We start from the raw sequence: 14484 nt of genomic DNA on the forward strand, positions 1-14484 counted from the left end.
AGGGCGCCGGTGTGCGCGGCCGCCTGGGGCCTCGGAGTGGGGAACTCTCAGGTGGACGGGTTACGGGCCAGGTAGCTGGACGATGCCTGGTACGCCCGTTCTATGTATCCAGATATATGCGATATATCCCGATAACGCAGCTGGGCCAGATCCATTCCCGGGCGTGCCTCGCCACCCGACGGCATGACATGGACCTCGATGTCGCCCGGCAGGGTGGCCATCTCCTCGGCGAAGCGGTGCCGCCTGGCGATCTCGAAGGCGGTCATCCCGACCTCCCACGGGCGCCTCGGCACCAGCAGGGGACGCTCGATCCTGCCCACGTGCAGCACGTACACCCGGCGGGCGCCCAGCGTGACCGCGCGGCCGACCGGGATGCTGTGCACCAGCCCGCCGTCGAGGAAGTGCTCGCCGCCGATGGGGACCGGGGGCAGCAGCCCGGGGACGGCGCAGGAGGCCAGCACCGCCTCGACCAGGGGCCCCTCGGTGAACCAGTGCGCGGTGGCGCGCTCGACCGAGGCGGCCACGCACTGGAACGGCACCGTCAGGTCCTCGATCCGCGAGACGGAGAGCGTCCGGGTCAGCAGGTCGCGCAGCGGCTGGCCGGAGTGCAGGTGGGTGCCGGTCCTGGCGAGGGTGGACAGCCGGGTCACCCACGACCCCGCGAACGCGGTACGGACCACGTTCGAGCCCCACAGTGTGGTCAGGCGCGCGACCGCGTCACCGGGGGAGGCGGCGAGCACGACGCCGTTCAGCGCGCCCACGGACGTGCCGACGATCACATCTGGCTTGATACCCGCCTCGTCGAGCGCCCGCAGCATGCCCACCTCGTGCGCGCCGAGGACACCCCCGCCACCGAGGACGAAGGCGGTGTCCACGCTCATCGGTCCTCCGTAGGTTGCCAGGCGGCCCGACGCCGCGCGATTCGTCAACGACCTCACGATAGACCGCGCCGGGGATCGGTACGGCCCTCGCGGGGTGCGGCCCGGTGGCACGACGGAGGGGCCGGGCGGGGCGGGGTCCGGATTCGGGCAAGGAAAAGGCGGCCAACTGTCGGGATCCGGCCATGGCCCCCGCGCCGGCGGGCGGGCACGATCGGGTGCATGACAGCGGTGGTGGAGACCGAGGGGCTCACCAAGTTCTACGGCGGGCGCCGGGGACTTGAGGATCTCGACCTGGAGATCCGGCCCGGAGAGGTGTTCGGGTACCTCGGCCCGAACGGCGCGGGAAAGACGACCACGATCCGGCTGCTCCTGGACGTGATCCGCCCCACCAGGGGCCGGATGACGGTCCTCGGCGGCGATCCCCGCGAGGCGGGCGTGCGGAGCCGGATCGGTTACCTGCCCGGCGAACTGGCCCTGGAGGGCAGGGAACGGGCGGGAGACTACCTCGCCTTTCTCGGCAAGGTACGCGGCGGCGTGCCCAGGGGGCGGATCACGGAACTGGCCGAGCGGCTGGAGGCCGACCTGGCGGTGCCGATGGGCAGGCTCTCCAAGGGCAACAAGCAGAAGGTCGGGCTCATCCAGGCGTTCATGCACGAGCCGGAGTTCCTGATCCTCGACGAGCCGACCAGCGGCCTGGACCCGCTGGTGCAGCAGGAGTTCCTGGCGATGATCCGCGAGGTCCGCGCCTCCGGCCGTACCGTGCTGATGTCCTCGCACGTGCTGGCCGAGGTCGAGCACGTCTCCGACCGGGTCGGCATCGTACGGGCCGGCAGGCTGGTCGCGGTGGAGGACGTCTCCGCGCTCCGTGGGAAGGCGGTGCGCCGGGTGGAGTTCCACTTCGACGCGCCGGTGCCCCGGGAGGCGTTCGAGAACCTGCCGGGCGTGCGGGACCTGCGGGTGGAGGGCGCCGGGGTGCGCTGCACCGTCGACGGCCGCCCGGACGCGCTGGTCAAGGCGGCGGCGAGGTTCACCGTGGTGCACATGGTCAGCGCCGAGCCCGACCTCGAAGAGATCTTCCTGACCTACTACAGCGAAGAGGAGGCGCGTCATGCCCGCGCTGGTGTCGAAGAGCCTGCGTGACTACCGGCGGGCGCTGCTCGGCTGGACGATCGGGATCAGCGCGTTCTTCGGGCTCTACCTGGCGTACTACCCGACCATCGTGAGCAACCCCGAACTCTACGGGCAGGTGGCGCTGACCAAGTTCCCGGGGGCGATGCGCGACCTCATGGGTGGTCTGGAGGACGGCTTCACCAGCGGTCCCGGCTACCTGCAGACACTGGTCTACCAGCTGTTCGGGCCGATGCTGTTCATCATGTGCGCCGCGGTGATCGGCAACCGGGCGATCGCCCAGCCCGAGGAGACGGGCACCCTGGAGCTGGTCCTCACCCTCCCGATCACCCGCGGGCGGCTGGTCCTGGAGCGCTTCGCCGCCCTCGCCCTTGCCCTGTTCGGCATGGCGGCGGTCACCTTCCTCGTCGTGCTCGGCCTGGCCTCGGCCGTCGGCATGGACGTTCCGGCCGACAGGATCCTGGCCGGTCACACCGGCGTCTTCCTGCTCGCCCTCTTCTTCGGCACGCTCTGCCTGACCGTCGGCGCGGTGACGGGACGCAGGGGGGTCGCCCTGGCGGTGGTCGGGGTGGTCGCGGTGGCCGGCTACGTGGTCGAGACGATGGGCAGGGACGTGGACGGGGTGTCCTGGCTGCGCTGGATCTCGCCGTTCCACTACTACCTCGACGGACGGCCGATCCAGCAGGGGTTTCCCGCGTGGGAGTATCTCGTGCTGGCAGGGGCGATCGTCGCGCTGGTCCTGACCGCGATACCGGCCTTCGACAGGCGTGACGTGGGAGTCTGATGGACGAGCTGCTCGGCGGCCATCTCCGGACGTTGAGGGAGGCGGCCGCCACCGGCAGGCCGCCGGGCAGAGCCGAGCTAGACGACTGCCGCGCCGCCGGTGTGCTGGCCGCGGAGCGGGGTGTGCCCGTCCGGGCCCTGGTCGAGGCGGCGCTGGCCATGGCCGAGTCCGTGACCCCCGCCCCGCTTTCGGCCCTGCGGCGTACGGTCTCCGCGCTGATGGAGGGGTACGAGGACGCCCAGCGCTCCGCGTTGCGTCAGGAGGAGGCAGCGCGCAGGGAGTTCGTCGACGACCTGCTCCAGGGGCGCGTCCACCGGCTCGCCGAGCGGGCCGAGCACTTCGGCCTCCGCCTGGCCGAGACCTACGCGGTCGCCGTCGCCCGCGCCGCCGCCGATGCGGGCGGCGGGATCGCCGAGGGGACGGCCCGGCGGATCGAGGACGCGCTGATCGCCCGGTTCGGCTCGCAAAACGTGCTGGTCGCGGTCCGGGACGGGACGCTCGTCTGTGTGGCGCCGGGCGGACTCGCCGCCGCGACCGGCGAGTTCACCCACCACGTCCGCCGGCTGTTCGCGCCCGGCTGGCGGGTCGGGCTGGGCAGGGCACACCGGGGTCCCGGCGGGGTGGTCGCCTCCTATCGCGAGGGCGCCAACGCCATCGAGCTCGGCGACCGGCTGGGGTTGCGCGCCCCCGTGCTGAAAGCCGCCGACCTGCTGGTCTTCCCGGTGCTGCTGCGGGACCGGGCGGCCATCGAGGACCTGGTGACGACGGTGCTCAGCCCGCTGCTCGAGGCGCGGGGCGGTCCCGAGCCGCTGCTCGCCACGCTGGAGGCGGTCTTCGCCTCCCAGGGCAACCAGACCGCCGCCGCGCGCAGGCTCGGCGTCAGCACCCGGGCGGTGACCTACCGGCTGGAGCGGATCCGCCGCCTCACCGGGTTCTCGCCGGACGACCCCACCCAGCGTTTCACCCTGGAGACGGCGGTCCTGGGCGCCCGGCTGCTGGACTGGCCCGCCCAGTCGCTGAGTTGACCACTCCGCCGTACGCGGAGCCCCGGTGGCCCGTCACCGAAGGGCGGGGTGACGGGCCCAGGAGTCGCATCCCCGGTCGGTGCCGCGCGGCGCTCCCGCACGCCCGGCATCGGGCGGAGGGCGCTCAGGGGATCAGCAGCACCTTGCCGGTCGTACGGCGGGATTCGAGGTCCGAGTGGGCGCGGGCGGCCTCCGCCAGCGGGTAGCGGTTGGAGATGTGCACCCGGATCCGCCCGTCGGCCACCCAGCCGTAGATCTCGGAGGCCCGCCAGACGAGCTCGTCGCGGGTGGCGATGTAGGCGTTCAGGCTGGGGCGGGTCAGGAACAGGGAGCCGTTCCTGGCGAGGATCTGCGGGTCGACGGGCGGGACCGGGCCGCTGGCCTGGCCGTACAGTGCCATCATGCCGCGCGGGCGCAGCGAGGCGATGCTCTCGTCGAAGGTGGCCGCGCCCACGCCGTCGTAGACGACGTGCACGCCGGATCCGGTCAGCTTGCGGACCGCGTCGGCGAAGTTCCGGTAGCGGAGCACCTCGTCGGCGCCCGCCTGGCGGGCCAGGGTCTCCTTCTCCTCGGTGGAGACCGTGCCGATCACCCGGGCGCCGCGCAGCTTGGCGATCTGGGTGAGCAATAGGCCCATGCCACCGGCGGCGGCGTGCACCAGCACGTCGTCACCGGCCTTCACCTCGTAGGTGGAGTGGGTCAGGTAGTGCGCGGTCAGCCCCTGGAGCGTGATGGCCGCCGCGGCCTCCGGGGCGACCCCCTCGGGAACCGGGAGCAGCTTGGAAGCGGGTACCGCGACCCTGGAGGCGTAGCTGCGCGGCACGGACGCCCAGGCGACGGTGTCGCCGACGGCGACGTCGTGGACGTCCTCGCCGACCGCGACGACGGTGCCCGCGCCCTCCTCGCCGGGGATGAAGGGCAGGGAGAGCGGGTAACGCCCCATCCGGTGGTAGATGTCGATGAAGTTCACGCCGGAGGCGGCGACGTCGACCAGTACCTCCCCGGGGTTCACCTCGGGATCCGGATGGTCGTCGACGTAGTCGAGAACCTCGGGGCCGCCGGTGGCGGAGACGACTATGGCGCGCATCGTGCTGAACTCCTTCGATCTGTCAGTTTCCCGACCGGTGTCTCGATCGGTGTCCCGATCGTCCCCGGCACCGGGCGGATCACTCAGGGCTGCCCGGTCGCGGCGGGGCCGTGCAGTGTGAAGTTGTCGAACGCGGTCTTGAGCACGGCGTCGCTGTTCTCGCCGACCCGGGCGATCACCCCCACCAGGCCGTTGGGCAGCGGGTTGGTGTCGAGGAAGGACTGCGTCCGATCGCCGTTGACCCACATGTTGAGCTGCACGCCCCCGTCGACCCCGGTGCACTCGGCTTGAAGGCGGGTGGCCTTTCCCTTGGGCAGGTCGACCTTGACGGGTTTGGTGAGCTCGCCCCCGGCGCTCTTGACGGTCTTGCGGATGCGGGCGTTCCCGGCGGTGTCGAGCAGGAACTCGTACCGGGTCGCCTTGTTGTCGTCCTCGCCCCGGCAGAACAGCCCGTACTCGCCCGTGCCGATGCTGCCGGAGCGGATCGTGATGTCGGTGCCGAGCAGGATCCGGCTCGGCGTGACCGGCGTGGGGCTGGCCGTGGGGTTGGGAGTGGCGGGAGGCGCGGGCACGAAGGGGATCGGGGCCTGTTCCCGCTTGATGGGGGAGTAGCCACTGACGTCGATTGCGTAGTAGCCGTCGGGGGCGTAGCCGTAGCTGCTGGTGAGCGGGTCGTAGTTGCCGCCGCTCCAGCCGGTGCCGCTCTGGGTGAAGTCGTCCTGGTAGAGCAGGGCGAGGTTCTCCGGGGGGCCGCCGGGGGAGAGGGCCAGGCTCAGGCCGAACGCGCCGGCCACCACCAGGGCCGCCGCGGCCGCTCCGATGACCAGCCTGCGGCGCCTGGTCGACTGCTCGCGCGTGGAGACCCCGGGATCGCCCTGCGGGCTCAGGAGGGTGTGACCGGGGCCCGTCTGCGGGTTGCCGGAGATCGCCCAGCCGGGCTGGGAGGACATCGAGGTGGGAGTCCACCGGAGGTCGTCGCTCCCCGGGGCGTTCGCGGGCACTGTCGGCTGCCCCTGCCAGGAGGCCTGAACCGAGTGGGCGGTCTGCTCGGGCGCGGCGGAGCGGCCCACCAGGTGGTCGAGGAGCTGCTGGGAGGTGGGCCGGTGCCGAGGGTCCTTGGCCAGGGCGTAGCCGACCAGCTCGCGCAGCGCGGGCTCCATGCCCTCCAGGGTGGGCTCGGTGTTGAGCACCTGGTATAGCACCGCGGGCAGTGCCTCGCCGCCGAACGGAGCTCGCCCGCTCGCGGCGAAGGCCATCAGGCAGCCCCACGAGAACACGTCGCAGGCGGGCGAGACCGGCTCGCCGCGGAGCACCTCGGGCGCCATGTAGCGGGGGGTGCCGAGGATCTCACCGGTCCCGGTCATCCCGCTGAGCGTGTCCAGCGCGCGGGCGATGCCGAAGTCGATCACGCGGGGACCGACCGGGGAGAGCAGCACGTTGGAGGGCTTGAGGTCGCGGTGCACCACCCCGGCGGCGTGGATGGCGGTCAGCGCGGTCGCCACCCCGACGGCCAGCGCGTCCAGGCTGGAGCCGTGCAGCGGCCCGCCGGACTCCACCGCCTCCTCCAGGTTGGGGCCGGTGACGTACTCGGTGACGACGTAGAGCTGGTCGCCGTCGAGCGCCGCCTCGATGACCGCGGCCGTGCAGAACCTGCGGACCCGCTGTGCGGCGTCGGCCTCCCTGCGGAAGCGCATCCGAAACCGCTCGTGCTGGCTGTACTCCGAGTTGATGACCTTGATGGCGACCTGTTGCCCGTCGGCGGCCTCGCCGAGATAGACCGTGCCCATCCCGCCTCGGCCCAGCCTGCTGAGCAAGCGGTATCGGCCTATCTGTAGTGGTTCGTCGGGACTGAGGTTGTTCACCTTTGTACCTAACCGCATACGCCATCACATGAGTGGTTCAGCCTATCGATCTCTGGCCGCTCGCCAGCTGTCGCAACAGCGGAAGGTCCACTTTTTCCAGGCCGTCCACGGCCAGCACGCCCTCCCGCGCCATGCCGCCCGCGACCGACACCACCCGGCATCCGGCCGCGCGGGCCGCCGCGAGCCCGGTCGGGCTGTCCTCCACCGCCACGCACTCGCCGGGATCGACGCCCAGTTCGGCGGCCGCCCGCAGGTAGGGGTCCGGCAGCGGTTTGCCGCGCGCGGTGTCCTCGGCGGCCACGACCAGGGTGAACCGCTCGGCTCCGACGGTCTGGAGCACCATGTCCACGATGCGCCGGGGGGAGGCGCTGACCAGCGCCGCGGGCACGCCGCCCGCGCCCAGGTCGTCCAGCAGCCGGATCGCGCCGGGCAGCGGTGTCACCCCGCCCGCGATCCGCTCGGCGAAGGCGTCGGTGAGCCGCGCCCCCACCCGTTCGACGGCGTCGGCTCCACCGGGAAGCGCGGATACGTCGGGAGCGGCGGACGACGCGCGCCGTACCAGGTGGGCGGCCACGTACTCGACCGGGCGGCCGAGCACGTGGCCGACGTCGGCCTCGGTCAGTTCCAGACCCGACTCCGCGGCGACCGCCGCGCACGCCTGCCACCACATTCCCTCGGTGTCCACGAGCGTGCCGTCCATGTCGAACAGGACGGCGCGGAGCTCACCCGACACCCGCGGGATCCTCCGACGCCTCGGACGACTCCGGGAGAGTGGGGGCGGGGGCGGTGCGCGCCGCGACGAGGACGGGCCGCTGCACGAGGGCGACGTCCACCCGGGTGCCCGGCGCCAGCCGCACCGCGTCGTGTCCCGGTACGTCGCTGAGGATCTCCAGCTCGCCCAGCCGCACCCGCAGCCGCGCGACCGAGCCGCGGAAGGACGAGGCCACGATCGTGGCGTCCCCCTCGGAGGAGGGCGTGACCAGCACCGCCTCGGGGCGGACCAGCACGTCGACGTCGGAGGCGGAGGGCAGCGGGCCGTCCACCGGCATGAGCCGGCCCAGGACCGTGACCTCCTGGCCGGACAGGTGGCCGGGGACGTGGTTCATCGTGCCGACGAACTCCGCGACGAACGGGGTGGCGGGCCGGTCGTAGACCTCGGCCGGGGGACCGCACTGCTCCAGCCGCCCGGCGCGCAGCACCGCGACCCGGTCGGCGACCGACAGGGCCTCCTCCTGGTCGTGGGTGACGAAGATGGTGGTGATGCCCAGTTCGAGCTGGAGTCGGCGGATCTCCTCGCGGAGCGTGATCCGGACCTTGGCGTCCAGCGCGGACAGCGGCTCGTCGAGCAGCAGCACGCGCGGCTCCAGCGCCAGCGCCCTGGCCAGGGCGACGCGCTGCTGCTGGCCGCCGGAGAGCTCGTGCGGGTAGCGCTGGGCGTGCGCCGGCAGGCCGACCAGCTCCAGCAACTCGGCCGCCCGCGCGTGCCGCCTGGCGGTGGGCACCTTGCGGACCTGGAGCCCGAAGGCCACGTTGTCCCTGGCGTTGAGGTTGGGGAACAGGCTGTAGGACTGGAAGACCATGCCCGCGTCCCGCCGGTTGGCGGGGACCCGGGTGATGTCCTTGCCGTCCACCAGCACCGCCCCGGCGTCGGGGTGCTCGAACCCGGCGACGCAGCGCAGCGCCGTGGTCTTCCCGCAGCCCGACGGGCCGAGCAGGGCCATCAGCTCGCCCTGCTGCACGGTGAGGTCCAGGCCGTCCAGCGCGACCGTACGGCCGAACGCGCGGCGCAGTCCTCGGAACTCGACGGTCACGAACGTTTCCTTCCCGCACCCGAGAGGGTGAGCAGCAGTAGCCAGATGAGGAGCAGGCTGATGATCGACAGTGCCACGGAGAGCTGCCCGTCGTTCCCGGAGATGGTGACGATCCAGACCGGGAAGGTCTGGTAACCGAGCAGGGCGGCGACCGTGTACTCGCCGAGCACCAGCGCGAGGGTGAGGAACGAGGCGCTGGCGATGGCGGAGCGGATGTTGGGGATGATCACCCGGAACAGCACGTACGGCCACGAGGCGCCCAGGTTGCGGGCCGCCTCCACCAGGGTCCGCACGTCGATCGCGCGCAGCCCGGCGTCCAGCGACCGGTAGGCGAACGGCAGCGTCAGCACCACGTACGCCAGCACCAGGATGATCGGGAACCGCTCGTCCTGGACGGCGATCAGCGTCGCCCAGAGCGGCGTGGCGGCCAGCGCGTCGATGCCGCCGCGCAGCGCGGTGCTGATGCCGACCACGTAGGTGATCGGCGGCACGACCAGCGGGAGGGTGGCGATCAGCTCCAGCACCGGTCCCAGCCTCGACGCGCCGAGCCGTACGGCCAGCATCGCCGGAAGGGTCAGCAGCAGCACCACGACGATGGTGGCGGCGGCCAGCCCGAGGGAGAGCAGCAGGCTGGACAGGAAGCCGGGCGCCGACAGGATCCGCCCGTAGGCGGCGAGCGAGAAGCCCTGTCCCTCGGAGTAGGCGGTGAACCAGAACGACACGGCCATCGGCACGACGAAGTAGAGCGCCGCGACGACCAGCACGATCCCCCGCCAGGCCCGTCGCTGCCCGGGGCGGGCGGCGGGGGCCGGACCGCCGGGAGTGACGTCGGGCAGGGCGGCTACCGCAACCATCGGGAACTCCTCCTCTGCAGCGGCAGGTAGACCGCCATCACCAGCAGCGCGATGACGATCATGTCGAGGCTCAGGGCGAGCGCGATGTTCTCGTAGCCGATGAGGACGTCACCGGTGAGCGCGTCGGCGATCTGCAGGGTGACCAGCGGGACCGTGCTGCCGACCATGGCGGCGGCGGTGGCGTAGGCGGCGAACGCGCCGCCGAACAGCAGGACGACGCCGCCGAGCAGCGCGGGGGTCAGCACCGGGATGCCGACGTGGCGCCAGAACTGCCAGGTGGTGGCGCCGCTGTTCTGCGCCGCCTCCCGCCACTGCGGGCGCAGGCCGTCCAGCGCCGGGGTCACCACGAGCACCATCAGCGGCACCGAGAAGTACAGGTAGACCAGGGCCAGGCCCCAGAAGTTGTACAGCGTGCCGGGGCCGAGGCCCAGCGCGGTGGTGAGCACCCCCGAGTTGCCCAGGGTGGCGATCCAGATGAAGGCCAGCGGCACGCCGCCGAAGTTGGCCAGCACGCCGGAGAAGGTCAGCACCGCCTCGCGCAGCGCCGTGAAGCGAGAGGTGATCACGGCCTGGGCCAGGAACGTCCCGAGGATCGCGGCGGCCACCGCCACCACCGCCGACAGCCGCACGCTACTGAGCAGGGCGTTGAGGTAGGCGCCCTGCAGGCTCCTGGACAGGTTGGCGGTGCCGATGGACGACACCCTGGTCGCCGGGTCCCTGACGGTGAACGCCCCGACGAGCAGGGTGACCGCCGGGATGCCGAACGCCACGGTCACCACGACCAGCAGCGGCAGGGCGCCCAGCCAGTTCTTGGATCGGCCGTGGCCGCCGCGCGGGGCGGCGGCCGTGACCGCGGGGGCCGTCATCCCGAGACCGCGGCGCCCCAGCCGTTCGCCAGGACCTCCTTGGCCTTGTTGACCTGCGCCTCCGTCGGGAAGGTGGGCTCACCGTCGACCGGCGGGAGGTTGGCCTCGGCGGCCTTGTCGACCGAACCGTCGGCCTGCATGGCGGGCAGCAGGACCGGGCGGGCGAAGCCCCCGAGGTAGAGGTTCTGACCCTCGGTGCTGTAGAGGAACTCCTGCCACAGGCGCGCGGCGGCCGGGTGCGGGGCGTCCTTGTTGATGGCCTGGGCGTACAGCTGGAAGTACTTGCCGTCGCCAGGGATGACGGTCTTCCAGTCGATGCCCTTCTCGGCCATCTTGGGGGCGTAGGCGGCGTTGTTGTAGTCCCAGTCGATGCTGATCTGGGTCTCGCCCTTCTCGATGGTGGCCGGGGTGGTCTCCACCGGGTTGAAGTTCCCGCTCTCCTTGAGCTTCTTGAAGAAGTCCAGGCCGGGCTGGATGTCGTCGAAGGAGCCGCCGTTCGCGAGGGCCGCCGCGTACACGCCCGCGAACGCCGAGCCGGACTTGGTGGGGTTGCCGTTCAGGGCGACCTTGCCCTTGTACTCGGGCTTGAGCAGGTCGGCGTAGGTCTCCGGGCACTTGTCGATCTTCTTGGCGTCGCAGCCGATGGAGATGTAGCCGCCGTAGTCGTTGAACCAGAGGCCGGAGGGCTCCTTCTGGTTCTCGGGGATCTTGTCCCAGGTCTGGACCTTGTACGGCGCGAACAGGCCTTCGGCGGCGCCGCTGATCGCGAAGGACTGGCCGATGTCGAGAACGTCGGGGGCGCGGTCCTGGCCCTTGCGGGTCTTCACCGCGTTGATCTCGTCGGCGCTGGCCGCGTCGGGCGTCTCGCTCTCGATCTCGATGCCGTACTTCGCCTTGAACGCCTCGATGATCTTTCCGTAGTTGGCCCAGTCCGGCGGCAGGGCGATGACGTGGAGTTTGCCTTCCTTCTTGGCGGCCTCGACGAGCTTGTCCAGCCCGCCGAAGTCGGCCGCGGAGGTGGCGGTTCTGGCGTCCACACCGGCCGCGGAGCCTCCGTCGGAGGCGGCTCCCGACGGGGTCGACGTGCCGGGGGCGGCCCCGCACGCGGTGGCTCCCACCAGGAGGAAAGCGGCCAGACCGGCAAGGCGAACTCGGGATGCGATCACTGTGTCTCCCAAGGGGGTGTCGCGCAATATTTCACGAAAGTAGACGAACTTGTACAAACAAGCTAGACCTCGTATGCCGTGACTACGTTGCTGTTTGATGAACGCATGGAGTACGTGGGTGAAATGCGAAAATCGCAGCTATGTGGGTGATTCAGGGGTGTTTAGGGTGGAGGTCGGTCTCGCCGGTCGGTGCGCGCAGCGAAGGAGCGCGCCCTCGCGCCCGTCGTCGGGAACAGGGGTGGGAACAGGGGTGGGAACCGTGGTGGGAACGGTGGTGGGAGCGGGGCCGGACGCGAGGACGGTTCTGGGAGGCGAGGCGAGGTTGGGCGGTCACCGGGCGTTCGCGGGTGTCCTGAAGGGGACGCGAGAAGGAATCCCGTCGTTCGGGGGCGCGGGAGAAAGGAGCCGGGCGTGACCCCCCGTTACCTGGGCATCGCGGAGAGGCTGCGCGATGCGATCATGCGAGGCGATTACGCCGTGGGGGCACAGCTGCCCTCGGAGGCCGAGTTGGCCACCGGCTTCGCGGCCTCCCGGGGTACGATCCGCCAGGCCGTCGCGGTGCTCGCCACCGAGGGGCTGGTCGGTTCCCGGCAGGGGGCCAGGCGTATCGTGCTCGGCCGCGAGCGCAGCCAGAGCTTCGCCGAGCTGCACAGTTTCGCCCAGTGGGCGCGGGCGATGGGCTACCGGGTCAGCGGGCAGGTGCTGCGCCAGTGTCGCAGGGGCGCCGGCGCCACCGAGGCGGCACGGCTGGCGATCCAACCGGGCGAACCGGTGCTGTCGGTGCTGCGGCTGCGTTCCCTGGAGGGCGAGCCGGTGATGCTGGAGCGCACCACCTACGCCGGGTGGATCGCCCCGGCCGTCGAGCGCATCGAACCCGGTTGCGAGTCGATCACCCAGGCCCTCTACGACAGCGTCGGCCTCGTCTTCGCCTACGGCGAGCACCTCATCGACGCGGTGGCGGCCGGCGTGCAGGACTCCAGGCTGCTGGCCGTGCGCAGGGGCAGCCCGCTGCTGCGTCAGCGCCGGGTCACCACCACCCACGAGGGCCGGCCCGTCGAGTGGTCCGACGACCGCTACCGCGCGGGCAGCGTGACCTTCAGCATCCGCAACTCGGTGGACGCCAACCCGCTGGTACGGCAGATGGGCGACTTGCGCCCGGCTCGATGAGAACGTATGTTCGATACTACAGGCCCGCCTTCCCCCGGGCACTCATCCGAAGCCCCGGGGAGAAGAGGCGTCTTGAACCGACTCTACGGTGACCCTGTCGAGGTGTGGACCCGCGAGGGACGGCCCGTCCGGTTCGCCTGGCGCGACCAGCTTTACACGGTCCACCGGATCCTCGACCACTGGGTTGTCGCGCGCGAGTGGTGGAAGGTCTCCGACAGCGATCCGGGCGAGCGCCGGTTCTGGCGGGCCGAGGCCGCCACCGATGGCCGGCTCGGCACCTACGAGCTCCGGTTCGACACCGCGGGCGAGGGCTGGCTGCTGATCAGGGCCTGGGACTGACTCCCCGCCCCAGGGCGCGACCACGCCCCAGGATCCCACCCCGCCCCGGCGTCCGGCACGCTCCGGACGGTTCGCCGGGATCCGGCGCCGGTGCCTGGCACCCGCGGTCTGGATCCCGGTGATCTGCCGGACCGTCGCCGCGCAGAGCAGCGCGGCGACCGTGACGGCGGTCAGCTCGGGCGGGCCGAAACCGGTCAGGCCGGTGCTCGGATGGGACACGCCCGGCCAGAGCCGTACCAGCATCACTGTGAGCGCGACCAGCCAGCTCAGCCACCAGGCGGCGAGCAGCGCCCGCCAGCGCGGGCGGCGGTCGGCCGGCGGACGGGAGGCCCGCCACAGCCGGTCGACCAGCACGGCGGGCGCGACGAGGTTGACCACCGGCACGAACCAGCTCGCCAGGACGGTGACCACCGCGGGCCGGTCGGCGCACTGCTGGGCACGGAGCAGCCAGTTCAGGTACGCGACGACGGCGGCGATCGTGGCCGCGGCGAAGAAAATGATCAGGATGGCGAAGACCGTCACCGCGCCGAAGATCGCGTCGGCACCGGGGGCGTGGGGGTCGCCGCCGAGTTTCGAGATCTCCAGGACGAGGCGTCGGCCGCGGGCCTGTTCGAACACCGCCAGGGCGGCGGTCGCGATCACCAGGGCGGTGAGGGTGAAGTAGACGGCCGAAGCCGACCTTTTCTGTAGAGATGGGATAGAGCGCATGTATATCTCCCCCCGCCATGCGCTGAGGACCTGCCCTTTTTCTATCCCGTCAGCCCTTTCGCTAATCAGCCCACTCGGACCACTCTGTCCACTCGGCTGTCCACTCGGCCAACTCGGCTCGCTCAGCTCACGGTGCCCGATTCCCAGGCCCACGCGGCGATCTCCACCCGGTTCCTGGCGCCGAGCTTCGCCTGGATGCTTCCCAGGTGCGTCTTCACCGTCGACAGCGAGACGAACAGCTCGGCGGCGACCTCCTGGTTGGTCCGTCCCCTGGCCACCAGGCGTACGACGTCCAGCTCGCGCTCGGTGAGCGGCTCGCGGGGCGGCCGGAGGGCACCGGCCCGCGGGTGGGCCAGGTGTTCGAGCAGGCGTACGGTCACCGAGGGCGACACCAGCGCGTCCCCCGCCGCCGCGGCCCGGATCGCCTCGATGAGCAGGGTCGGCCCGCTGTCCTTGAGCAGGAAACCGGTCGCCCCGGCGCGCAGCGCTCCATAGACGTACTCGTCCAGGTCGAAGGTCGTGACGATGACCACCTTCATCGGTTCGGGCACCCCCGGCCCGGCCAGGAGGCGGGTGGCCTCCAGGCCGTCCAGCTTGGGCATCCGGATGTCCAGCAGGCAGACGTCGGGCCGCAGCCTCCGGGCCAGCTCGACGGCCTCGGCTCCGTTGGCGGCCGTCGCCAGGACCTCCATGTCCTGCTGGGCGTCCAGAATCATCTGGAACCCGGTCCGCACCAGTTCCTGGTCGTCAGCGATGAGCACCCGAATCGTCACCCGATGGATTCTGCCAGCCCGGTGCCGGGCAAC

Annotated in this window: 14 protein-coding genes and 1 pseudogene; 5 read left to right on the top strand and 10 right to left on the bottom strand. The window is 71.5% G+C overall.

The window, feature by feature from the left end:
- Positions 1-47 precede the first annotated feature (47 nt).
- Positions 48-881 carry a patatin-like phospholipase family protein gene (locus ACFQVD_RS43095; protein WP_343966812.1) on the bottom strand — a complete coding sequence of 278 codons (834 nt, stop codon included), beginning with the start codon at positions 879-881 and terminating at the stop codon, positions 48-50.
- A 219-nt stretch (positions 882-1100) separates the two neighbouring features.
- Here ACFQVD_RS43095 and ACFQVD_RS43100 point away from each other — a divergent pair, with 219 nt between their 5' ends.
- From ACFQVD_RS43100 to ACFQVD_RS43110, 3 genes are read left to right on the top strand one after another with little or no spacing between them, the layout of a single operon-like run.
- Positions 1101-2021 (top strand): ABC transporter ATP-binding protein, encoded by a 921-nt coding sequence (locus tag ACFQVD_RS43100; protein WP_343966809.1) that lies wholly within the window; start codon positions 1101-1103, stop codon positions 2019-2021.
- Entirely contained in the window at positions 1990-2793 is an 804-nt protein-coding gene (locus ACFQVD_RS43105; RefSeq protein ID WP_343966808.1) for an ABC transporter permease subunit, read from the top strand. Before ACFQVD_RS43100 ends, ACFQVD_RS43105 begins: the two co-directional genes overlap by 32 nt.
- Positions 2793-3818 (top strand): PucR family transcriptional regulator, encoded by a 1026-nt coding sequence (locus tag ACFQVD_RS43110; RefSeq protein ID WP_343966806.1) that lies wholly within the window; start codon positions 2793-2795, stop codon positions 3816-3818. Before ACFQVD_RS43105 ends, ACFQVD_RS43110 begins: the two co-directional genes overlap by 1 nt.
- 124 nt (positions 3819-3942) lie before the next feature.
- On the opposite strand, the gene ACFQVD_RS43115 is transcribed toward ACFQVD_RS43110, so the two are convergent.
- The 7 genes from ACFQVD_RS43115 to ACFQVD_RS43145 form a co-directional block, all read right to left on the bottom strand.
- Positions 3943-4905 (bottom strand): quinone oxidoreductase family protein, encoded by a 963-nt coding sequence (locus ACFQVD_RS43115; RefSeq protein WP_343966804.1) that lies wholly within the window; start codon positions 4903-4905, stop codon positions 3943-3945.
- Positions 4906-4988: 83 nt separating this feature from the next.
- A complete protein-coding gene (locus ACFQVD_RS43120; protein WP_343966802.1) occupies positions 4989-6767 on the bottom strand; it encodes a serine/threonine protein kinase in 1779 nt (592 codons plus the stop codon).
- Between the two features lie 37 nt (positions 6768-6804).
- Positions 6805-7500 carry an HAD family hydrolase gene (locus tag ACFQVD_RS43125; RefSeq protein WP_386273930.1) on the bottom strand — a complete coding sequence of 232 codons (696 nt, stop codon included), beginning with the start codon at positions 7498-7500 and terminating at the stop codon, positions 6805-6807.
- Positions 7490-8578, bottom strand: a complete 1089-nt coding sequence (locus ACFQVD_RS43130) for an ABC transporter ATP-binding protein (protein ID WP_343966798.1) — start codon at positions 8576-8578, stop codon at positions 7490-7492. Before ACFQVD_RS43130 ends, ACFQVD_RS43125 begins: the two co-directional genes overlap by 11 nt.
- The gene (locus tag ACFQVD_RS43135) at positions 8575-9432 is read right to left on the bottom strand and encodes an ABC transporter permease (protein ID WP_343966796.1); all 858 of its coding nucleotides are present in this window, start codon (positions 9430-9432) and stop codon (positions 8575-8577) included. The genes ACFQVD_RS43130 and ACFQVD_RS43135 overlap by 4 nt, the downstream gene beginning before the upstream one ends.
- Positions 9420-10298, bottom strand: a complete 879-nt coding sequence (locus tag ACFQVD_RS43140; protein ID WP_343966794.1) for an ABC transporter permease — start codon at positions 10296-10298, stop codon at positions 9420-9422. Before ACFQVD_RS43140 ends, ACFQVD_RS43135 begins: the two co-directional genes overlap by 13 nt.
- Positions 10295-11464 (bottom strand): ABC transporter substrate-binding protein, encoded by a 1170-nt coding sequence (locus ACFQVD_RS43145; protein WP_343966792.1) that lies wholly within the window; start codon positions 11462-11464, stop codon positions 10295-10297. The genes ACFQVD_RS43140 and ACFQVD_RS43145 overlap by 4 nt, the downstream gene beginning before the upstream one ends.
- Positions 11465-11875: 411 nt before the next feature.
- Between ACFQVD_RS43145 and ACFQVD_RS43150 the strand changes: the two genes are divergently transcribed.
- Entirely contained in the window at positions 11876-12631 is a 756-nt protein-coding gene (locus ACFQVD_RS43150; RefSeq protein ID WP_343966790.1) for a GntR family transcriptional regulator, read from the top strand.
- Between the two features lie 6 nt (positions 12632-12637).
- Complete coding sequence (locus ACFQVD_RS43155) at positions 12638-12970, top strand: DUF6504 family protein (RefSeq protein WP_343966933.1); 333 nt, start codon at positions 12638-12640, stop codon at positions 12968-12970.
- Between the two features lie 234 nt (positions 12971-13204).
- On the opposite strand, the pseudogene ACFQVD_RS43160 reads toward ACFQVD_RS43155, so the two are convergent.
- Both ACFQVD_RS43160 and ACFQVD_RS43165 read right to left on the bottom strand, forming a co-directional pair.
- A pseudogene (locus ACFQVD_RS43160) lies at positions 13205-13678 on the bottom strand (DUF4328 domain-containing protein); the annotation flags it as partial.
- Positions 13679-13800: 122 nt separating this feature from the next.
- A complete protein-coding gene (locus ACFQVD_RS43165; protein WP_343966788.1) occupies positions 13801-14451 on the bottom strand; it encodes a response regulator transcription factor in 651 nt (216 codons plus the stop codon).
- Positions 14452-14484 lie beyond the last annotated feature (33 nt).

The sequence above is a fragment of the Streptosporangium amethystogenes subsp. fukuiense genome (assembly GCF_042665875.1).
GTDB classification, from domain to species: Bacteria; Actinomycetota; Actinomycetes; order Streptosporangiales; family Streptosporangiaceae; genus Streptosporangium; species Streptosporangium fukuiense.